The organism is Dickeya ananatis, assembly GCF_019464615.1.
In the GTDB taxonomy this organism is placed as follows: Bacteria; Pseudomonadota; Gammaproteobacteria; order Enterobacterales; family Enterobacteriaceae; genus Dickeya; species Dickeya oryzae.
On sequence record NZ_CP040816.1, the window covers coordinates 4,360,594 to 4,381,166 of the forward strand.

General features: G+C 53.9%; 17 protein-coding genes. 10 read left to right on the top strand and 7 right to left on the bottom strand.

The genetic code is table 11. The features are described from left to right. Positions 1 to 437: 437 nt before the first annotated feature. Entirely contained in the window at positions 438 to 1,064 is a 627-nt protein-coding gene (gene sodA, locus FGI04_RS19450) for a superoxide dismutase [Mn] (protein WP_342699104.1), read from the bottom strand. A gap of 272 nt (positions 1,065 to 1,336) precedes the next feature. Next, a complete protein-coding gene (gene fdhD / locus FGI04_RS19455; protein ID WP_342699103.1) occupies positions 1,337 to 2,155 on the bottom strand; it encodes a formate dehydrogenase accessory sulfurtransferase FdhD in 819 nt (272 codons plus the stop codon). 362 nt (positions 2,156 to 2,517) lie between these two features. On the opposite strand from fdhD, the gene exaC reads away from it, so the two are divergent. After that, the gene (gene exaC, locus FGI04_RS19460; RefSeq protein WP_342699102.1) at positions 2,518 to 4,053 is read left to right on the top strand and encodes an acetaldehyde dehydrogenase ExaC; all 1,536 of its coding nucleotides are present in this window, start codon (positions 2,518 to 2,520) and stop codon (positions 4,051 to 4,053) included. Positions 4,054 to 4,171: 118 nt separating this feature from the next. Here exaC and xylB read toward each other — a convergent pair whose 3' ends face one another. Both xylB and xylA read right to left on the bottom strand, forming a co-directional pair. Then, positions 4,172 to 5,632, bottom strand: coding sequence for a xylulokinase (gene xylB / locus FGI04_RS19465; RefSeq protein WP_407274265.1), 1,461 nt, complete (start codon positions 5,630 to 5,632; stop codon positions 4,172 to 4,174). A gap of 156 nt (positions 5,633 to 5,788) precedes the next feature. Then, entirely contained in the window at positions 5,789 to 7,108 is a 1,320-nt protein-coding gene (gene xylA / locus FGI04_RS19470; RefSeq protein WP_342699100.1) for a xylose isomerase, read from the bottom strand. A 366-nt stretch (positions 7,109 to 7,474) separates the two neighbouring features. Here xylA and xylF point away from each other — a divergent pair, with 366 nt between their 5' ends. The 4 genes from xylF to xylR all read left to right on the top strand — a co-directional run bounded on the left by xylF (position 7,475) and on the right by xylR (position 12,731). Beyond that, on the top strand, positions 7,475 to 8,470 hold the full coding sequence (gene xylF, locus FGI04_RS19475) for a D-xylose ABC transporter substrate-binding protein (protein ID WP_038902923.1): 996 nt from the start codon (positions 7,475 to 7,477) through the stop codon (positions 8,468 to 8,470). Between the two features lie 78 nt (positions 8,471 to 8,548). Continuing rightward, the gene (locus tag FGI04_RS19480; protein WP_342699099.1) at positions 8,549 to 10,090 is read left to right on the top strand and encodes a xylose ABC transporter ATP-binding protein; all 1,542 of its coding nucleotides are present in this window, start codon (positions 8,549 to 8,551) and stop codon (positions 10,088 to 10,090) included. Continuing rightward, a complete protein-coding gene (xylH, locus tag FGI04_RS19485; protein WP_407322084.1) occupies positions 10,068 to 11,252 on the top strand; it encodes a xylose ABC transporter permease XylH in 1,185 nt (394 codons plus the stop codon). The genes FGI04_RS19480 and xylH overlap by 23 nt, the downstream gene beginning before the upstream one ends. Before the next feature lie 219 nt (positions 11,253 to 11,471). After that, the gene (gene xylR, locus FGI04_RS19490; RefSeq protein WP_407322083.1) at positions 11,472 to 12,731 is read left to right on the top strand and encodes a D-xylose utilization transcriptional activator XylR; all 1,260 of its coding nucleotides are present in this window, start codon (positions 11,472 to 11,474) and stop codon (positions 12,729 to 12,731) included. A gap of 37 nt (positions 12,732 to 12,768) precedes the next feature. On the opposite strand, the gene FGI04_RS19495 is transcribed toward xylR, so the two are convergent. Both FGI04_RS19495 and FGI04_RS19500 read right to left on the bottom strand, forming a co-directional pair. Next, positions 12,769 to 13,341 (bottom strand): DJ-1/PfpI family protein, encoded by a 573-nt coding sequence (locus FGI04_RS19495; RefSeq protein WP_407322082.1) that lies wholly within the window; start codon positions 13,339 to 13,341, stop codon positions 12,769 to 12,771. 267 nt (positions 13,342 to 13,608) lie between these two features. Further along, positions 13,609 to 13,887 (bottom strand): metal/formaldehyde-sensitive transcriptional repressor, encoded by a 279-nt coding sequence (locus tag FGI04_RS19500; protein ID WP_012767849.1) that lies wholly within the window; start codon positions 13,885 to 13,887, stop codon positions 13,609 to 13,611. A 100-nt stretch (positions 13,888 to 13,987) separates the two neighbouring features. Between FGI04_RS19500 and FGI04_RS19505 the strand changes: the two genes are divergently transcribed. Next, on the top strand, positions 13,988 to 14,887 hold the full coding sequence (locus FGI04_RS19505; protein WP_407322081.1) for a nickel/cobalt efflux protein RcnA: 900 nt from the start codon (positions 13,988 to 13,990) through the stop codon (positions 14,885 to 14,887). Positions 14,888 to 15,213: 326 nt separating this feature from the next. Further along, positions 15,214 to 16,563, top strand: a complete 1,350-nt coding sequence (argG, locus tag FGI04_RS19510) for an argininosuccinate synthase (RefSeq protein ID WP_016941565.1) — start codon at positions 15,214 to 15,216, stop codon at positions 16,561 to 16,563. Positions 16,564 to 16,658: 95 nt separating this feature from the next. Here the strand turns inward: argG and FGI04_RS19515 are convergent, their stop codons facing one another. Beyond that, a complete protein-coding gene (locus tag FGI04_RS19515) occupies positions 16,659 to 17,159 on the bottom strand; it encodes a MarR family winged helix-turn-helix transcriptional regulator (protein WP_342699095.1) in 501 nt (166 codons plus the stop codon). 353 nt (positions 17,160 to 17,512) lie between these two features. On the opposite strand from FGI04_RS19515, the gene FGI04_RS19520 reads away from it, so the two are divergent. The 3 genes from FGI04_RS19520 to FGI04_RS19530 all read left to right on the top strand — a co-directional run bounded on the left by FGI04_RS19520 (position 17,513) and on the right by FGI04_RS19530 (position 20,463). Beyond that, positions 17,513 to 18,406 carry a carboxylate/amino acid/amine transporter gene (locus FGI04_RS19520; protein ID WP_342699094.1) on the top strand — a complete coding sequence of 298 codons (894 nt, stop codon included), beginning with the start codon at positions 17,513 to 17,515 and terminating at the stop codon, positions 18,404 to 18,406. A 402-nt stretch (positions 18,407 to 18,808) separates the two neighbouring features. Beyond that, entirely contained in the window at positions 18,809 to 19,759 is a 951-nt protein-coding gene (locus FGI04_RS19525) for a pseudouridine-5'-phosphate glycosidase (RefSeq protein WP_342699093.1), read from the top strand. Between the two features lie 11 nt (positions 19,760 to 19,770). Further along, on the top strand, positions 19,771 to 20,463 hold the full coding sequence (locus FGI04_RS19530) for an HAD family hydrolase (protein WP_342699092.1): 693 nt from the start codon (positions 19,771 to 19,773) through the stop codon (positions 20,461 to 20,463). The last annotated feature ends 110 nt before the right edge of the window (positions 20,464 to 20,573 follow it).

Consider the following 20,573-nt stretch of genomic DNA (forward strand, 5'->3'; position numbering starts at 1 on the left):
TGTTGCTTTTTTTGCTGTGCCTTTAAATCTATTGGGTAATTGTGTGAATATAAAATTGCCATGCTGGCGGCCATATACCGACTATGACGAGAGCACGCTGAGTCTATCGGCGTACCCTACTATACCCGTCATACTTCAAGTTGCAGGTATGTTGGCTGCGCTCGCTCACCCGAATCACTTACCTGAGTAAGCTCATCGGGATTCACTCTCTTGCCGCCTTCCTGCAACTCGAATTATTTAGGGTATAAAACTTTATGCCCGCCATACTTCAAGTTGCCGGTGTGTTAGGCTTTCCTGCAACTCGAATGATTTAAGGTATACACTGTTTTCCCGTTCATGATTCGAAAAACACAATAAAAAAAACCCGGTATAACGAAAGTTATTCCGGGTTTGTCGGGTTTAATTTCCTGTTCGGAAATTAATTGTTACTTTCTGTATTATTTCTTCGCTTCGGCAAAACGCTTAGCGGCTTCGTCCCAGTTTACAACGTTCCAGAAGGCTTTGATGTAATCCGGGCGACGGTTCTGATATTTCAGGTAGTAGGCGTGTTCCCACACGTCCAGCGCGATGAGCGGGTAGCCGGATGCACCGGAAATCGCTTCACCCATCAGCGGGCTGTCCTGGTTGGCGGTGGAAACTACAGCCAGCTTGCCGTCATCTTTCAGCACCAGCCACGCCCAGCCTGAACCGAAACGGGTTGCGGCAGCCTGCTCGAATTTTGCTTTGAACTCGTCGACGCTGCCGAAATCACGCTCAATCGCTGCTTTCAGTTCGCCTTCCAGCGTGGTGCCCAGTTTCAGCCCTTTCCAGAACAGGCTGTGGTTGGCATGGCCACCGGCGTTATTACGCAGCGGGCCTTTTTTATCAGCTGGCAGTTGATCCAGCTTGGTGATCAACTCTTCGGCAGACAGGCTGGCAAATTCAGGCAGGGACTCCAGCGCTGCGTTAGCGTTATTGACGTAGGCCTGATGGTGTTTGGAGTGATGGATTTCCATCGTCTGCGCGTCGAAATGCGGCTCCAGTGCGTCATAAGCATAAGGCAGGGATGGCAGTGAATAACTCATGTTTAGCATCTCCATTGTTGTGGTGCGCAAATTCTTGTCATGTACAAATCGTTATCATGCACAAGGCGTTTGTGTAACCGGTCTGTGCGGCACCGTCGTTTGTTAGCACCGCGTAAGCATTAAGTTCATTATAGTTAATTAAATGATCTTGAAAACGATTATTCGCGGTGAAAGCCAGATTAATGTGGGGTTTTATCCTATTATTACAATCGGTTATGCCATAATTAGACTAGCTAACAACAAATTGATCTAAGCTATACCCGGTGCAGCCGTCATGGCCGCAACCGTTGCGGATGGGTATAGATGGTGGCGCGCCCAGGGCGGCAAAAGCCAACCAGCGTGAGATTGCAACGCTCCGCGACCTCTACGGCCAGTGAGGTGGCAGCAGAAACCGCAAACAGGATTTCCACACCACACATCGCGGATTTTTGTACCATTTCATAGCTGGCGCGACTGGATACCAGCGCAGCACCTTGTTGCCAGGGCTGGCGTGCCCGTGTTCCCAATAGTTTATCCAGCGCTACGTGGCGACCGACGTCTTCACAACCGCCCAGCAACTCCCCTTGCGACGATAGCCAGGCCGCCGCATGGGTCGCACCGGTTAGTGCGCCTGCCTGTTGCACGTTTTTTAATGCCTGTAATGCACCTTCCAGACAAGACAACGAGAAGTGCTGTGTAAATGGCAGTGGCGCTACCGGTTTGCCGATTTCCGCCAGTTGCTCCACGCCACACACACCGCAGCCGGTGCGCCCATCCATCGCCCGTCGACGTGCTTTTAGCCCGGCAAAACGGCGGCTGGACAGCTCTATTTGTACCTCGATACCGTTACACACTGGCACAACATCCATGCCGTAAATATCCTGCGCTGACTCAATGATGCCTTCCGATAAAGAAAAGCCGAGCGCAAACGGTTCGAGATCTTTTGGCGATGCCATCATCACGACGTGTGAAATACCGTTGTAAACCAGCGCTATTGGCACTTCTTCCGCCAGCCAGTCCTGCTGCGGTAAATCCAGCGCACCCTGACGCCAGACATGACGCTGGCAGGCGCCAGAACGTGTTGCAACGTCCTGAGAATCCTCACTGTTCACTGTGTTGTGCCTGTTGTTGGTGAATCTATTCCGACATTATTTCACCACCGTGGCGACGATGCGAATTTTTATCCTGCCACAGTGCGGCTATCCCATTGAGTGTAAAAGCACTAGCGTCGATGCGGGGATAACAAACTGTGCGCTGTGTCGAAGAGTGATATTTTTTACTGCTACAGGGCTTTTACAATCCGGCAACACTGTATACGATTTAACCATTACTTTCTATGAGGACTAATCAGCCAGATAGGGTCTATCCTTGCCGACGTTTGCGCCGACGGGGTCTGGCTGCCGTACGCAGGGGCACCGGCATGAGGCCGCGTATCTTCCTGCAATGACACGTTGTGTTACCAAAGGAGAAAGGAATGGACATCGATAACGCAAGCCGGGTGAAACCTGGTGAATACGGCCCTGCCCTTACGCTGAAAAAGCGTTATGACAACTTTATCGGCGGTGCGTGGGTCCCGCCCTCCGGTGGAGAGTATTATGTCAACCTGACGCCGGTGACCGGACAACCCCTGTGCGAAGTCGCCAGCTCCAGCAGCCGTGATGTTGATCATGCGCTGGAGGCCGCTCACAAGGCCAGCGCGGAGTGGGGGGCCCTCTCTACCCGCGAGCGTGCGCAAATCCTCAACCGGATAGCCGATCGTATGGAGGCGAATCTGGAACTGTTGGCCAGCGCGGAAACCTGGGATAACGGAAAGCCGATCCGCGAAACCATGAATGCCGATGTGCCGTTGGGTATCGATCACTTCCGTTACTTTGCCGCCTGTATCCGCGCGCAGGAAGGGTCAATCAGCGAAATCGATCATGACACGGTCGCCTACCATTTCCATGAACCGCTGGGCGTTGTCGGGCAAATTATCCCCTGGAACTTCCCGCTGCTGATGGCGTGCTGGAAGCTGGCACCGGCGCTGGCTGCCGGTAACTGCATCGTACTGAAACCGGCCAAACTGACCCCGTTGTCGGTGCTGCTGATGATGGAATTGATTCAGGATATTCTGCCGCCGGGTGTACTGAACGTGGTGAACGGGGCCGGCGGGCAGATTGGTGAATATCTGGCGACATCGCCGCGCATCGCCAAAGTCGCCTTTACCGGCTCGACCGAAGTGGGCCAGCAGATCATGGGGTATGCGGCGCAGAACGTTATCCCGGTTACGCTGGAACTGGGCGGCAAATCGCCGAACATTTTCTTTGCCGACGTGATGGACCAGGAAGACAGTTTCTTTGACAAAGTGCTCGAAGGGTTCGCGCTGTTTGCCTTCAACCAGGGCGAGGTCTGTACCTGCCCGAGCCGGGCATTGATTCAGGAGTCTATCTACGAGCGGTTTATGGAACGCGCCATCAAACGCGTCGAGTCTATTCGGGTCGGTAACCCGCTCGATAGCCAGACCATGATGGGCGCGCAGGTCTCAGCCGGTCAGTTGGACACCATCCTCAATTACATTGATATCGGTAAGAAAGAAGGGGCGGAAGTTCTGACGGGTGGGCACCGTAAAGTGCTGCCGGGGGAACTGGCGCAAGGCTACTATCTGGAGCCGACAATCCTGTTCGGCCAGAACAGCATGCGCGTGTTCCAGGAAGAGATCTTTGGGCCGGTACTGGCGGTCACCACCTTCAAAACGCCGGAAGAAGCGCTGGCGATTGCCAACGATACGCCTTACGGTCTGGGGGCAGGTGTGTGGAGCCGCAATACCAACATTGCGTACCGTATGGGGCGCGGCATTCAGGCAGGCCGTGTCTGGACCAACTGTTACCATGCTTACCCAGCGCATGCCGCGTTCGGTGGTTATAAACAGTCCGGTATCGGGCGTGAAACCCATAAGATGATGCTGGAACACTACCAGCAGACCAAATGCTTGCTGGTGAGCTACTCCGAAAAACCACTCGGTCTGTTCTAACCCGACAACCGTGCGTTGTCACCTGCCAGACGATACAGGGGCTGCATCTGCAGCCCCTTTACGTTGCGATATCTGGACGAGTTGCATTAACACCCCGTCCAGAGGGAAAGAGAAAAAATTAGGACATCAGCGGCAGCAGAGACTGGTAAAGCTGGCGGAATACGGTGCGTTGTTGCGTGTACTGCGCATGACGCGTTGCGTCAGGCTGGTGAACGTGTTCCAGTGGCAAGGCGGGCAGTAACTGCGCCAGTGGTATGGTCGGATTCAGCGCGATTTGTGCCAGCCTTGCTGCACCCAGTGCCGGGCCCACATCGCCGCCGGTGCGGTATTCCAATGTCTTGCCGCTGATATCTGCCAGCATTTGCCGCCAGTAAGCGCTGCGCGCACCGCCGCCAATCAGCGTGACCCGCTGAGGTTCCAGCCCGGTTGCGTGCAGGGCGTCCATACCGTCCGCCAGAGCAAATCCCACCCCTTCCAGCACCGCGCGTGCCAGCGCAGCACGCCCGTGCGAGTGTGTCAGCCCCCAGAATGCGCCTTTAGCCTGTGGGTTGTTGTGCGGCGTGCGTTCACCAGACAGATAAGGCAGGAACCACACGGGAGTCGTGGTTTCTTCGGCGCTGGCCTGCTCAGCTTCGTTAAGCAGCGCCGCTACGCTGTCGGCATGGGTCAGTCGGGCGACCCAGTCGAGGCAGGATGCCGCGCTCAGCATCACGGACATCAGATGCCAACTGTTGGGCAACGCATGGCAAAAGCTGTGAACCGCGCGTTGAGGATTGCTAAGAAAGCCGTCGCTCACCGCGAAATAGACCCCGGATGTACCGAGCGACAGCATGGCCTGACCCGCCTGATAGAGACCGACGCCGATAGCACCGGCAGCGTTGTCGCCGCCACCAGCCACGACCGGCACCGACGGCATGCCCCAGCGCGCGGCGAGGTCGGCGCGCAACTGCCCGGTAATCTGGTTACCTTCGAACAGTGCAGGCATCTGGTCGCGGTTAAGCCCGCAGGCCGCGAGCAGGGTATCGTTCCAGTCGCGCCGGGCGACATCCATCCACAGTGTACCGGCGGCATCGGACATGTCGCTGGCGAAATCCCCAGTCAGCCGCCAACGCAGGTAGTCTTTTGGCAACAGCACCTTGTCGATACGTTGAAAAATATCCGGTTCGTGTTGCTGTACCCATTTCAGCTTCGGTGCGGTAAAACCGGGCATCATCAGATTACCGGTGATGCGGCGGGCATCCGGCACCAGCTGTTCCAACTGCTGGCATTGCGCTGCGCTACGCCCGTCATTCCACAAAATGGCCGGTCGCAGTACCCGTTGCTGTGCATCCAGCAGCGTTGCGCCGTGCATCTGGCCGGTTAGCCCGATAGCGCGAACCGCTTTTAGCGTCTGCTGTGCCGCCAGAGCGCTCAATGCGGCGTCGGTAGCCTGCCACCACATGTCCGGATCCTGTTCTGACCAGAGCGGATGGGGGCGCGAGACACTCAACGGTGCGCTATGGCTGGCGGCGACCTCGCCGTTTTCCCGTAATAAAATGGCTTTCACGCCGGATGTGCCAAGATCGATGCCGATGTACATAATGCCTCACTGTGACTTATGTGCGGTTATCAGGCTGCAACTCTGGATGCGGTGCACCCTGTGGTGATATCCGTACTGCTGGCGCAGAACCCAAAAACCGTGTGGGGTGATGGGGCGTGCGCCAGCTTACATCAATTCAATCGAACAGATAGCGATTCAACCGAACAGATAGCGATTAACCAGATTTTCCAGCCGTTCCTGCTGCCCGCTGTGGTGCTGCGGGTTCAACTGGTGGCGGGTGGCGTAGCTTGCCAGCATGTCCAGCGAAGCGTTGCCTTGCAGGATTTGCTGGCCCAGCTCGCTATTCCAGCCTGCGTAGCGGTTGGCGACATGCTGATTGAGTTCGCCATCTTCCACCATGCGGGCCGCCACTTTGAGCGACAGCGCCATCGTGTCCATCGCGCCGATGTGGGCGTGAAACAGGTCGTAGCGATCGGTGCTTTGACGGCGGACTTTGGCATCGAAATTGAGACCACCGGTGGTGAAACCGCCTGCTTTGAGAATTTCATAAAGCACCAGCGCATTTTCCTCTACGCTGTTGGGGAATTGGTCGGTATCCCAGCCGAGTTGCGCATCGCCACGGTTGGTGTCCACCGAGCCAAAGATACCGAGGGCAATCGCGGTGGCTATCTCATGATGGAAGGTATGTCCGGCCAGTGTGGCGTGATTTGCTTCGATATTGACCTTAATTTCCTTTTCCAGCCCAAATTGTTTGAGGAAGCCATAAACCGTGGCGACATCATAGTCGTACTGATGTTTGGTCGGTTCCTGGGGTTTGGGTTCGATCAGCAATGTACCGTTGAAGCCAATTTTGTGTTTGTGTTCCACCACCATTTGCATGAAGCGGCCAATTTGTTCGCGTTCCTGACGTAAGTCGGTGTTCAACAGGGTTTCATAACCTTCACGGCCACCCCATAACACGTAGTTTTCACCGCCCAGCGTTTTGGTGGCATTCATCGCGCTAAACACTTGTGTCGCCGCCCAGGCGAACACGTCCGGGTCGGGGTTGGTGGCGGCACCGGCGGCATAACGTGGGTTGGTAAAGCAGTTGGCGGTACCCCAGAGCAGCTTCACGCCGGTTTCTTGTTGTTTGGCGGCCAGAATCTCGGTCATGGCGGCAAAATTGTTCAGATACTCCTGAAGAGAACCCCCTTCCGGTGCGACGTCGATATCATGGAAGCAGTAGTAGGGCACCCCCAGTTTGTGCAGGAATTCAAAGGCGATATCGGCTTTACGTTTTGCCAGCGCCAGTGCGTCGCCGGACTGCTGCCAGGGACGGGCAAAGGCACCCGCACCAAACATATCGGAACCGTTCCAGCAGAAGGTATGCCAATAGCAGACCGCAAAACGTAAGTGGTCAGCCATACGCTTGCCGAGGATGAGCTCGTCAGGATTGTAATGGCGGAAGGCAAACGGATTGTGGCTGCCCTGACCTTCAAAGCGAACTTTTTCTATCTGATCAAAATAAGCGTGCATTGTTATCTCCTTGCAAACCACCGAAATAGCGGTATTCAGCCTTGCTTCAATATTCCGATCGCCTTGCGATTTCCTCAATTACGTTATTTCACACTGAAATTCAGATAATTATTAAATGTGCGTTTGATCGCAAAAAATAACCGGAATAATCTGCAAAACCGCTCGCATACCGGTGTGTTAAGAAAGGGATTAATAAGATGAAAATATGACCGCTATCATAAAATAACAATTAAACCAAAAAACGTAATTCAGAGATAAAAATCAGCAATTGCTGAGCCTGACTTTTCTTGTCAACAATTCCATGCAACGTAGCCGTAAGTGAAGTGACGTTTTTATCCCGCCTTCCTATAACAAAGGTACTCTACGATGAAAATGAAACACGTATTACTGTCAGTCTGTGCTGCACTGGCCATGCTAGGCCAGCCGGGGTTTGCCAAAGAAGTGAAAATCGGTATGGCTATCGATGACTTACGCCTCGAACGCTGGCAGAAAGACAGGGATATTTTCGTGAAAAATGCCGAAGAAAAAGGGGCGAAAGTGTTTGTGCAGTCCGCCAACGGCAATGAAGAAACACAAATTTCCCAGATAGAAAATATGATTAATCGCGGTGTCGATGTACTGGTGATTATCCCTTATAACGGTCAGGTTTTAAGTAACGTGATTGCTGAAGCGAAACGGGAGGGAATAAAGGTACTGGCCTATGACCGTATGATTAATAATGCAGATATTGATTTTTACATTTCTTTTGATAATGAAAAGGTCGGAGAGCTTCAGGCACAATATCTGATAAATAAGGTGCCACAAGGAAATTATTTTTTGATGGGTGGTTCACCGGTTGATAATAATGCCAAGTTGTTCCGTCAGGGGCAGATGAAAGTGTTAAAACCCTTGATTGATAGCGGCAAAATTAAGGTTGTCGGCGACCAGTGGGTAGATGCCTGGTTACCGGAAAATGCACTGAAAATCATGGAGAACGCGCTGACCGCCAACAACAACAAAATTGATGCGGTAGTGGCCTCGAACGATGCCACGGCCGGTGGTGCGATTCAGGCACTTTCCGCTCAGGGGTTGGCGGGTAAGGTCGCTATCTCCGGTCAGGATGCCGACCTGGCGGCCATCAAACGGATTGTGGCAGGAACCCAGACCATGACCGTTTACAAACCTATCAGCAAACTGGCGCAAGAGGCGGCGACTATCGCGGTGTCGCTGGGACAGGGGAAAAAACCGCAGTCCAACGCCACGCTCAATAACGGCAAGAAAGACGTTCCTGCCTTCCTGCTGACGCCGATTCCGGTCGACAAGATGAACATCGACAGTACGGTCGTCGCCGACGGTTTCCACAAGAAAGCGGATATCTATTGATTGACGCGTTCGTCTGCCGTCCGGTCAGCCGCCACCGCGGTCGTGCCGGGCGAGCGGCATCGGCCAGGCGGAGGGGGTATGCCGTATCTGTTGGAAATGAAAAACATCACCAAGGCGTTTGGGGCGGTGAAGGCAGTGGACAATGTCAGCCTGCAACTGGAGGCAGGGCAGGTGTTGTCGCTGTGCGGTGAGAACGGCTCCGGCAAGTCGACGTTGATGAAAGTCCTGTGTGCGGTTTATCCGTATGGCAGTTATGAGGGCAGCATCAGCTTTGCGGGCGATGAGCTGCGGGCCGGACATATCCGCGACACTGAGCAAAAAGGGATCGCCATCATTCATCAGGAGCTGGCGCTGGTCAAAGACATGACGGTGCTGGAAAACATCTTTCTTGGCAATGAGTGGACGCGCGGCGGCGTCATGGATTACGACGCCATGTACCTGCGCTGTCAGACCATGCTGGAGCAGGTACGTTTGAGTATTGACCCGCATACCCGCGTCGGTGAACTGGGGTTAGGTCAACAGCAACTGGTGGAGATAGCCAAGGCGTTGAACAAGCAGGTCAGGCTGCTGATTCTCGATGAGCCGACAGCATCGCTGACAGAAAAAGAAACCGCGGTATTACTGGATATCGTGCGCGATCTGCGTCATCACGGTATCGCTTGTATCTACATCTCCCACAAGCTCAACGAGGTCAAAGCGATTTCTGATGTGATCTGTGTTATCCGCGACGGCAGGCACATTGGCACCTGCCCGGCGGACTCGCTCAGCGAAGATCAGATTATCGCCATGATGGTGGGGCGCGAACTGACGGAGCTGTATCCAAACGAACCGCATGAGATAGGCGAAGAAGTGCTACGGGTCGAGCATCTGACCGCCTGGCATCCGGTTAATCGTCATATTCGTCGGGTGGATGATGTCTCGTTCAGCCTGCGTCGGGGTGAGGTGTTGGGGATTGCCGGGCTGGTGGGGGCGGGTCGTACCGAGACGGTTCAATGCTTGTTCGGTGCGTATCCGGGGCGCTGGCAAGGGGATATCCGGGTGGAAGGCAAACCGGTGACTATCCGCCATTGTCGACAGGCTATGGCGTTAGGGATTGCCATGGTGCCGGAAGACCGTAAAAAAGACGGCATTATTCCGGTGATGAGCGTAGCGCAGAACATCACACTGGCAGCGCTCGATCAATTCACCGGCGCATTGTCAGTCCTGCGGGATGCTGACGAGCAGCACAGCCTGCGGGAGTCGATAGCTCATCTGAAAGTTAAAACCGCCTCGCCGGAACTGGCGATTGCCCGTCTTAGCGGTGGCAACCAGCAAAAGGCCATTCTGGCGAAGTGCCTGTTGTTGCGCCCGAAAATCCTGATTCTGGATGAACCGACTCGTGGGATAGATATCGGTGCAAAATACGAAATCTACAAATTGATCAATCAGTTGGTGAAGCAACAGATCGCCGTCATCGTGATTTCCTCTGAACTGCCTGAGGTTTTGGGCTTGAGTGACCGGGTGCTGGTGATGCATCAGGGGCGGCTCAAGGCGGATTTACCCAACCGTGGGCTAACGCAGGAGCAGGTGATGGAAGCTGCATTAAGGAGTGAGCATCATGCTGAAAACCTGGCTGTCTGACCGTGCGCCTGTACAGGCGGCGTCTTCCGGTGACGCCACGCGTCGCCGTTCTTTCAACTTACAGGTGTTGGTGATGATCGCGGCGATCATCGCGATCATGCTGTTTTTCACTGTTATGACCGAGGGGGCCTATCTTAGCGCCCGTAACATTTCCAACCTGCTGCGCCAGACCGCGATTACCGGCATTCTGGCGGTGGGCATGGTGTTTGTGATTATTTCCGCTGAAATTGACCTGTCGGTGGGTTCCATGATGGGGCTACTGGGCGGTGTGGCGGCGATTCTGGATGTCTGGTATGGCTGGCCGTTACCCCTGACGGTGGCGGTGACCTTGTTATTGGGGTTACTGCTCGGGGCCTGGAATGGCTGGTGGGTGGCGTATCGCCGTGTGCCGTCGTTCATTGTCACCCTGGCGGGTATGCTGGCGTTTCGCGGTGTACTGATTGGTATCACCAACGGTACCACGGTATCACCTACCAGCCCGGCGATGTCGCAGATTGGTCAGAGTTATTTGCCGGATGGGGTGGGATTCTTATTCGGCGTGGTTGGGTTGATGCTGTTTGTGGCGTGGCGCTGGCGTCAGCGGTGGCGTCGTCAGCATCTGGGATTGCCGGTGACGTCGGCGTCAGGCGATGTGACTCGCCAGTCGCTCATGGCCGTCCTGGTGTTGGGCGCTATCTACCTGCTCAATGACTATCGCGGCGTGCCGACACCGGTGCTGTTGCTGACGCTCATCATGCTGGGCGGCATGTTTATGGCATTGCGCACCGCCTTTGGCCGACGTATCTACGCGGTGGGCGGTAATATCGACGCCGCCCGGCTGTCAGGGGTGAATGTCGAACGCACCAAACTGGTGGTGTTTGCCATCAACGGCCTGATGGTGGCGGTGGCAGGGCTGGTACTGAGCTCCCGACTGGGGGCCGGTTCGCCGTCTGCGGGGAATATCGCGGAACTGGATGCTATCGCCGCCTGTGTTATTGGCGGTACCAGTCTGGCCGGTGGTGTCGGTAGTGTGGCCGGTGCGGTGATGGGGGCGTTTATTATGGCATCGCTGGATAACGGTATGAGCATGCTCGATGTGCCGACCTTCTGGCAGTACATCGTCAAGGGCGGTATTTTGCTGCTGGCGGTGTGGATGGATACCGCCACTAAACACAAAGCCTGAAAAACGTACGCTCTGAAAAACATAAGCTCTGAACACTATGGATAGCCGGGATGACGGCGCATCTTTGCAAAATGAGCGAGACAGTTCGCAAAGTCAGTAAACGGGTTTGGGGTTGTCGGCTGACCGTGCTATGTAGGCGGAAGGTCGGCTTTCCGCACCGGGTGTTGTCCAGAAAGCCATGATGCTGCCGCCGCACGTATCCGAAGAGAACATATCGCCATGTTTGAGAAACGCTACCGTATTACGTTGCTGTTTAATGCCAACAAAGTATACGACCGGCAGGTGGTTGAAGGCGTCGGAGAATACCTGCAGGCCTCTCAGTGCGACTGGGATATTTTCATCGAAGAGGATTTCCGTTGCCGTATCGATAATATTCGCGACTGGTTGGGGGATGGGGTTATCGCGGATTTTGATGACCCGGCGATTATCGCCTTGCTGGCCGGGGTGCGGGTGCCGTTGGTAGGGGTCGGCGGCTCTTATCACAATCCACAGGATTACCCGCCGGTGCACTACATTGCCACCGATAATTACGCACTGGTGGAAAGTGCGTTTTTGCATCTGAAGAACAAGGGGTTGAACCGGTTTGCGTTTTACGGCCTGCCGACATCGGTAGGCAAAGGGTGGGCGCAGGAGCGGGAGCATGCTTTCCGCCAACTGGTGGCGGCCGAGCAGTATCAGGGCGTGGTGTATCAGGGCATGGAGACATCACCGGACAACTGGCAGTATGCCCAGAATCGGCTGGCGGACTGGATCCAGACGCTGCCGCCCCAAACCGGCATTATCGCGGTGACGGATGCCCGTGCCCGCCATTTGTTGCAGGTCTGCGAGCACCTCAACATCGCGGTACCGGAAAAGCTGTGTGTGATTGGTATCGACAATGAAGAACTGACCCGTTATCTGTCACGCGTTGCGTTATCGTCGGTGGCGCAGGGCACACGACAAATGGGGTATCGGGCTGCCAAACTGCTGCATCAGTTGCTGTTGACGCCCAATGCGCTGCCGTTGCAGCGTATTTTGGTGCCGCCGCTTCGGGTCGTGGAACGCAGCTCGACGGATTACCGTTCAGTGCGCGACCCGGCGGTGATTCAGGCAATGCATTTTATTCGCCATCACGCCTGCAAAGGCATCAAGGTTGAGCAGGTGCTGGATGCGGTGGGGCTGTCACGTTCCAACCTTGAAAAGCGCTTCAAGGATGAAACCGGGCAGACGATTCATGGCATGATCCATGCCGAGAAGCTGGAGCGGGCAAGAAATCTGCTGGTATCTACGTCGTTGTCGATTAACGAGATTTCATCCATGTGCGGCTATCCCTCGTTACCGTATTTTTATTCGGTGTTTCGCAAGGATTATAATCTGACGCCGCGTGAGTACCGCGAGCGCTATGGCGAAGGGGGTTATGACGGTAATCGTTACGACAATCATCTCTGTGACAATCACCTCTACGATCATCATCAGGCGGTATTTTGTCGCTACCGATGACGGCACCGGTGCGCCGTCATCGTCGTCATGATGTGACTCAGGCTGGCACGCGCCAGTAGTCGTAATAGATATGCTCGACCTGGAAATTTACATCGTTTTTGTCGTCGCTCAGCCGACTGGCAAGGGTGAAGGCGAAGTCAAATGCGACGCCCAGCCCTTTGCCGCTGATAAGGTTACCGTCCACCACGACTTTTTGGTCGACATACACACCGTCGGTGACATCTTTCCAGAGGTCGCCGGAGCAGACGTAATGGCGTCCTTTGAGCAAATGGTTACCGCCCAGTACTCTGGCTGCCGCTGAGCATAACGGGCAAATTAGCTTACCGGCGTCATCATGGCGGCGAATAAATTCTGTCACCATCGGGTTGGCGGCCAGGTTCACCGTGCCTTGTGGCCCGCCTGGGATCACTACGGCGTCAAACAGCCGGTCCATATTTCTTTCCAGCAGGGCATCGGCAAACATGCGGATATTGTGGTAGCTATGCAGCTCCAGCCGGTCGTGACAGGAAAGCAGGGTGACGTTGATTTTTGTACGATGTAGCACATCGATCACCATAATTGCTTCCGCTTCTTCGAATCCGGGAGCCAACAGAATGGCGACGTTCTTCATGGTATCTCCAGCAGTCATCAAGGGGAGTAACATCTGTGCCGCCGAGAATAGCAAAGAAATAGATTTCAATTGAAACATCGTTTCGATATTGAGCGGTGGGTCGCGTAATCGATGTTTACTCATCCGTTCAGGTGATAATTAGCGTTATACTCGCTCCCTTCATGCTGTGATCACCGCCCGACAAGGCAGGAACGTGATTCAGTGACGACGTGGCCTCATTCAACCGATTTTCGCGCCTGTTTTCCTTGGCGCTACTTCATCATACTGTTACTTCATATAGGAGCGAATCACCGTCACGATCGCTTCCAAATCGGTGGCGCGTTCTGCCGGGTCTGCCTCTTCATTCATCAGGTGGTCGCGGATGTGGCCTTCCAGCACTTCGCCCATCAGCCCGTTCACCGCGCCCCGAATGGCGGCAATCTGCTGCAGAATTTCCAGACATGAGCGTCCTCCGCCGTCCAGCGCTTTTTCCAGAGCTTCTGCCTGACCTTTGATGCGTCTGACGCGTGTCAGCAGTTTCTTTTTTTCATGAACAGTATGCGGCATGGCGACTCCCGTCTTGTCTGACCCTATACTGGGGTATAGTATGATTATATCATTTCACCTTCAGGCTTACCCCCTCGATTGCCTGATTCGGACGCTAACTATGACGGATTTTTCCTTATTTTTGCAGCAGGGCGTGACCAACGCCTGGTTGTTTATCCCTAGCGCTGTGTTGTTAGGCGCATTGCATGGCCTGGAGCCGGGGCACTCCAAGACGATGATGGCGGCATTTATCGTCGCGATCCGGGGAACGGTGAAGCAGGCCGTAATGCTGGGGATTGCCGCTACCTTGTCCCATACCGTTGTAGTCTGGTTGATTGCATTAGGGGGGATGTATTTGAGCCAGCAGTTTACCGCTGACTCCGCCGAACCCTGGTTGCAGTTTGTTTCCGGTGTGATCATCCTTGGGACAGCAAGCTGGATGTTTTGGCGCACCTGGCGTGATGAACGGGCGTGGAAACACCATCAGCATCACCATGATCACACGCATCATGACCATGACCATGACCATGACCATGATGAGCATCACCATCACAGCCATCCCCACCACAGTCATCATGGCGTTGCTCATGCGGTTTCTGATTCTGGTCATTCGCATGACCCGCTACAGGAACAGGGTGAATATCAGGATGCGCATGAACGGGCGCATGCTAACGAGATACGTCAGCGTTTCGCCAACCGGGAAGCGACCAATGGGCAGATCCTGCTGTTTGGGCTGACCGGCGGGCTGATTCCCTGTCCTGCCGCGATTACGGTATTACTGCTGTGTATTCAGGTAAAGGCGTTTACGCTGGGGGCAGCGCTGGTGGTGTGTTTCAGTATCGGGCTGGCGTTAACGCTGGTGGCAGTGGGCGTGGGTGCCGCGCTGAGCGTGCAGCATGCCAGTCGTCGCTGGCCAGGGTTTGCGGCGCTGGCGCGTCGGGCCCCCTATTTTTCCAGCCTGCTGATCGCGGTGGTGGGGGGATATATGCTGCTGCATGGCTGGGTACGTTTGGCGCTATAACCCGTATTCATACCGAAATTCATACCGACAGGATGCGCGGGTGAGGGTGAAAAACGGTGATTTTCTGGTCTTGTCTTGGGTCCAGCAGTTGCCGTAGTGAATTTTTTTCCTGAAAACCCGCCTCTTCTCTTCCGGTCTGCCGGAAAAGATGTTTAAATTATCAATCATAAATTTTGCATAAATATGCATTGATGCGCGGTGGGTTAGGGGCATCGATTCTGATGGTACCGTGTCGTGCGCGTCTCAATGCATAACCAGATATTGCGTAACCCGGCGGCAGGGCTGCTAAGCTTAACGCCATCGAAATCAAGCAGGGACTAATAGTTATGACGACGATTTTGAAACATCTTCCGGTGGGCCAGCGGATTGGGATTGCTTTCTCCGGTGGTCTGGATACCAGCGCCGCCTTATTGTGGATGCGTCAGAAAGGCGCGGTACCGTATGCCTATACCGCGAATCTGGGGCAGCCGGATGAAGACGACTACGACGCCATTCCGCGTCGCGCCAAAGAGTATGGCGCAGAGAATGCTCGTCTGATCGACTGCCGTAAGCAACTGGTGGCAGAAGGGATTGCCGCGATTCAGTGTGGAGCGTTCCACAACACCACCGGCGGTATGACCTATTTCAATACGACCCCGCTGGGTCGTGCGGTGACCGGTACGATGCTGGTTGCAGCGATGAAAGAAGATGGCGTGAATATCTGGGGCGATGGCAGCACGTACAAAGGTAACGACATCGAGCGTTTCTATCGCTACGGCCTGCTGACCAATGCCGAGCTGAAAATCTACAAACCCTGGCTGGATACCGATTTTATCGACGAACTGGGCGGCCGTCAGGAGATGTCCGAGTTTATGACGAAGTCGGGCTTTGACTACAAAATGTCGGCGGAAAAAGCCTACTCTACCGACTCCAACATGCTCGGTGCCACGCACGAAGCGAAGGACCTGGAGTTCCTGAATTCCAGCGTGAAAATCGTCAATCCGATCATGGGCGTGAAGTTTTGGGACGAAAACGTCCGCATTCCGGCAGAAGAAGTGACTGTGCGCTTTGAGCGCGGCCACCCGGTAGCGTTAAATGGTCAGACATTCTCCGATGACGTGGAACTGATGCTGGAAGCCAACCGCATCGGCGGTCGTCACGGTCTGGGCATGAGCGACCAGATCGAAAACCGTATCATTGAAGCGAAAAGCCGCGGTATTTATGAAGCACCGGGGATGGCGCTGTTGCATATCGCCTACGAGCGTCTGGTTACCGGCATTCATAACGAAGACACCATCGAGCAGTACCATGCTCATGGTCGCCAACTGGGACGTCTGTTGTATCAAGGCCGTTGGTTTGACCCGCAGGCACTGATGCTGCGTGATGCCCTGCAGCGTTGGGTTGCCAGCGAAATCACCGGTGAGGTAACGCTTGAGTTGCGTCGCGGCAACGATTACTCGATTCTGAATACGGTTTCGGACAACCTGACGTACAAACCGGAACGTCTGACGATGGAAAAAGGCGAATCCGTGTTCTCGCCGGATGATCGTATCGGCCAGTTGACGATGCGTAATCTGGATATCACTGATACCCGCGAGAAGCTGTTCAACTACGTTGAAAGCGGCCTGATTTCTTCCGGCAATGCCGGGTTGCCGCAAGTCGCTCCTCAGTCTCTGCCGGATAAGTCCGCGAAATAAGCGCGTCCTGAAGGCCATATAATCTCTACAACAATAAGGGCATCCTGTCGGATGCCCTTTTTTTGTGTGTTATTTTTCACCATTGCATCAGAGCATTAGCGGTTGTTCACTAAGTGTTTTTCAACGCGCCCGAGTAAGGTACGCAGCTGATTTTTTTCTTCTTCACTGAATGGGGAGAGGATGTCGCGTTCATTCTCCACGTGTTCTTCCACCACCCGATTGATGAGAGCGAGACCTTCGTCGGTCAGTTGGATGTTGACTGAACGGCGATCGCCTTCAATCGGCATCCGTCGCAACCAGCCCGCTTGTTCCAGCCTGTCCAGGCGGCTGGTCAGGGTGCTGTTGTTGATCATCAGCGCACTGACGATTTGGGATGGGCTGATGGCATAAGGGGTACCGCGTCTACGCAGTGTCGCCAGAATGTCGAATTCACGAGCGCTGAGTTTGTACTTACCAAAGACCTTATCCAACGCGCGGTCAATCAACAGACTGGCACGAGAAAGGGTGCCAATAACCAACATCGGCTCAACGTCGAGGTCGGGGCGTTCGTTGCGCCATTGCTGAACAATATCTGAGACTTCCAGGTAGCGTGCCATAGAGTAAATATCCTTAATTAATATAAAACCTATTCCTTTATTGAAGCGTAGGCCAATACCGTTACGCGATCAACACTACTGTAATATTCCTTAAAGAAATGTTCAATCACATATGTTGTTGACACGTTATTTACGGTTGTGTATATTACGAAATCGTAATATACGATGTTGATAAACAACATCACAGGATGTGATGTGTCAGGATACAGGAAGATCGCAAGTAAGTAAGTCAGGAGAACTGCACATGGATGTGCGCCTTCTGTACGGCCAGGGAGGCGGTACATGCCTCAGGCTGAGTCGGTTCAAACCGAATCGTGCTTTTTGACAGGAACAGTTTGAGGAAGGTCTATTCCGTGAAATTAAAAGATTTCGCCTTTTATGCTCCCTGTGTCTGGGGAACCACCTATTTTGTTACTACCCAGTTTCTTCCTGCCGATAAACCGTTGCTGGCTGCATTGATTCGTGCGTTACCCGCCGGTCTTATTTTTATTTTTGGTAAAAAGCTGCCGTCAGTCAGTTGGTTATGGCGCTTGTTCGTGTTGGGCGCGCTCAATATCGGTGTGTTTTTTGTGATGTTGTTTTTCGCAGCCTATCGTCTGCCCGGCGGCGTTGTCGCTCTGGTGGGGTCGCTTCAGCCGCTGATCGTCATCCTGCTGTCTTTCCTGCTACTGATGCAGCCGGTGCTGAAGAAACAAATGGTGGCTGCCATTATCGGCGGCATTGGCATTGTGTTGCTGATCTCCTTACCGCAAGAACCGTTGGATCCGGCTGGGGTGGTGGCATCGGTGGTGGCGACGATAAGTATGGCGTCTGGTCTGGTGCTGACCAAGAAATGGGGTCGCCCGGCAGGGATGACGATGCTGACGTTTACCGGCTGGCAGTTGTTTTGTGGCGGGTTAGTGATTCTGCCGGTACAGATGTTTCTGGAGCCACTGCCGTATGCCTTCACCTTGACCAATCTCGCCGGCTATTTCTATCTGGCGATCCCCGGTTCCCTGCTGGCCTATTTCATGTGGTTCTCTGGTCTTGAGGCCAATTCCCCGGTGATCATGTCTATGCTGGGCTTCCTCAGCCCAATGGTTGCTCTGTTACTGGGCTTTTTATTCCTTCATCAGGGACTGTCCAGCCCACAATTAATTGGCGTGGTATTAATTTTCTCGGCAATTATTATCGTGCAGGATATTTCATTCTTTGGCAGAAGAAAAAAATCGACACAATTAAAACAATCCAAACTGATTTCTAAATGACATAATGTTCATCAGCAAGTAAAAAGTAGAAGTAATTTGTGTTCATGGCAATATGGTTGATGTATTGAAAACGCAACACATCGTCCTTTTATAGCGTCATGCAACCTGCATGATAGAAAAATAGTGAGTTCATACATTTGAGTAATTAGAACAATCGTTTATATCTTGCAGACAAGAAAATGTTTTTTTAATTTAATAAATGGGTAATACGCCAATGGTTGAATGTAGCCACTGGTGATTAACATGAATCGATGGTAACTCAGGATGCGTTATTATCGATAATATTATGTAATTAATGATTGCTATGTCATTGATGCCAGACGTGAGTCATACCTGCGTCTGCGGGAAAGACATCGTCCGGATATAACCTGACATAATCACCCCCCAGGATGAGAGAATATTATGTCTAAAACGGATTTTGAGCATGAATTGCTGCGGTTTAGCGACGAAGTAAAAGATGCGCTGTATACCGGTAAACCGGTCGTAGCGTTGGAGTCGACCGTGATTGCTCACGGTTTGCCTTACCCTGACAATGTCGCTACCGCCAGAAATATTGAAGCGGCTGTTCGCGCTGAAGGGGCGATTCCCGCGACGATTGGCATCGAAAACGGTCGGTTTTTGATTGGTATGTCGGATGCTGACCTCGAGCGTTTTGGGGCGACGAAAGGGATTGTGAAAACCAGTAGCCGTGATATCCCGGTGATTCTGGCTCAGAACGGCAAAGGCGCGACCACCGTGGCGTCATCGCTGGTGGCAGCAGACCTGGCGGGGATTCCTTTCTTCGCGTCGGCAGGGATTGGCGGCGTGCACCGTGGGGCGGAAAAGTCGATGGATATCTCCGCCGACTTGATCCAATTCACCCGCTCCCGGGTGGCGGTGGTCTGTGCTGGTGCCAAGAGTATTCTCGATCTGGGTCTGACGCTCGAATATCTGGAAACCCAGTGCGTACCTATCATTTCCTATCAATCTGACGATTTCCCCGCGTTTTACTGCCGCTCCAGCGGCTTTCCCAGCCCTCACCGGTTGGACGATCCGCACGTTGTTGCCCGCACCATTGAAATGCACTGGAAGCTGGGTAACCGCAGTTCGGTGCTGATTACCCACCCCATTCATGACAGCGACGCCATTGATAAGGACGAAGTCGAGTCGATTATCCGTGAGGCGGCGATTCAGGCAGAACATGAAGGTATTCGCGGGCCGGGTGCCACGCCGTATCTGATGCGTGCCGTCGCCAAAGCGACACAAGGACGGACAGTGAAAGCGAACATGTCGGTGTTGATCAGTACTGCGGCGCTGGCGGGCCGTCTGGCCTGTGCTCATACCGACTACCTGCGGCAGCAAAATCAGGTATAAGGATATGTCTCATGAAGCCACTTATCATTTTTGATCTTGACGGTACGCTGGTTGATACACCGAGCGGCATTGTTAGTGCGTTTGTAACGGCATTACGCGATTTAGGTATGCCGGTTGGGGACCGCAGCGCCATTCGCGCCACTATTGGTTTGCCGCTGGAAAAGGCATTTAGCCAACTCCTGTCGCTACCGGTTGAGGACGAACGGATAGCACAGGCTATCAGGCAATATCAGTCGGTTTTCCGTGAGCAGGTGTTGCCGCAGGCACCGAGGCTAGTCTTTCCCGGCGTGGTGGATGGCCTGTCTTTGCTCAAGCGTCAGGGGTATATGCTGGCGGTCGCCACCAGCAAGGTGTTTGCCAGCGCCAGCGCGTTGCTGGATGCGGCAGGGCTGGCACCGTTCTTCGATCTGGTACTGGGCGCTGACATGGTGACGCATCCCAAACCCCATCCTGAAATGGGGCTGATGGCGATGTCGCGTCTGGGGGCTGAGGCCGCTACCACCGCGATGGTTGGGGATACCACCCATGATTTGTTAATGGCGAAACAGGCAGGTATTACCGCCATCGCGGTCACCTGGGGGATTCACCATGCCGGTCAGCTTAAATCGGCGGAGCCACAGGTCATTGTCGATACGTTTGGCGAGGTAGTCGGGGCTGCCCACGCGTTATTAAAGTCGTCTTCTTCCCCGGTGTCTTATTATTGATATTGTCTGATTTTTTTAGTCGTTAATGTGTTCCGAACATGCACTTGGCCTGAGAACAGGAATCTGGGCCAAGTGCTTCGTACGGCGTCTCACTCCTGCAAGAAAACCAC

What these genes read in the sequence shown, in the direction of transcription:
- FGI04_RS19530 (WP_342699092.1), top strand. Translation starts at nt 19,771, where the DNA reads ATGAAGCCACTTATCATTTTTGATCTTGACGGTACGCTGGTTGATACA.
- argG (WP_016941565.1), top strand. Translation starts at nt 15,214, where the DNA reads ATGACGACGATTTTGAAACATCTTCCGGTGGGCCAGCGGATTGGGATT.
- xylH (WP_407322084.1), top strand. Translation starts at nt 10,068, where the DNA reads ATGCTGAAAACCTGGCTGTCTGACCGTGCGCCTGTACAGGCGGCGTCT.
- xylA (WP_342699100.1), bottom strand. Translation starts at nt 7,108, where the DNA reads ATGCACGCTTATTTTGATCAGATAGAAAAAGTTCGCTTTGAAGGTCAG.
- FGI04_RS19500 (WP_012767849.1), bottom strand. Translation starts at nt 13,887, where the DNA reads ATGCCGCATACTGTTCATGAAAAAAAGAAACTGCTGACACGCGTCAGA.
- exaC (WP_342699102.1), top strand. Translation starts at nt 2,518, where the DNA reads ATGGACATCGATAACGCAAGCCGGGTGAAACCTGGTGAATACGGCCCT.
- FGI04_RS19505 (WP_407322081.1), top strand. Translation starts at nt 13,988, where the DNA reads ATGACGGATTTTTCCTTATTTTTGCAGCAGGGCGTGACCAACGCCTGG.
- xylF (WP_038902923.1), top strand. Translation starts at nt 7,475, where the DNA reads ATGAAAATGAAACACGTATTACTGTCAGTCTGTGCTGCACTGGCCATG.
- sodA (WP_342699104.1), bottom strand. Translation starts at nt 1,064, where the DNA reads ATGAGTTATTCACTGCCATCCCTGCCTTATGCTTATGACGCACTGGAG.
- FGI04_RS19480 (WP_342699099.1), top strand. Translation starts at nt 8,549, where the DNA reads ATGCCGTATCTGTTGGAAATGAAAAACATCACCAAGGCGTTTGGGGCG.
- xylR (WP_407322083.1), top strand. Translation starts at nt 11,472, where the DNA reads ATGTTTGAGAAACGCTACCGTATTACGTTGCTGTTTAATGCCAACAAA.
- FGI04_RS19525 (WP_342699093.1), top strand. Translation starts at nt 18,809, where the DNA reads ATGTCTAAAACGGATTTTGAGCATGAATTGCTGCGGTTTAGCGACGAA.
- FGI04_RS19495 (WP_407322082.1), bottom strand. Translation starts at nt 13,341, where the DNA reads ATGAAGAACGTCGCCATTCTGTTGGCTCCCGGATTCGAAGAAGCGGAA.
- FGI04_RS19515 (WP_342699095.1), bottom strand. Translation starts at nt 17,159, where the DNA reads ATGGCACGCTACCTGGAAGTCTCAGATATTGTTCAGCAATGGCGCAAC.
- xylB (WP_407274265.1), bottom strand. Translation starts at nt 5,632, where the DNA reads ATGTACATCGGCATCGATCTTGGCACATCCGGCGTGAAAGCCATTTTA.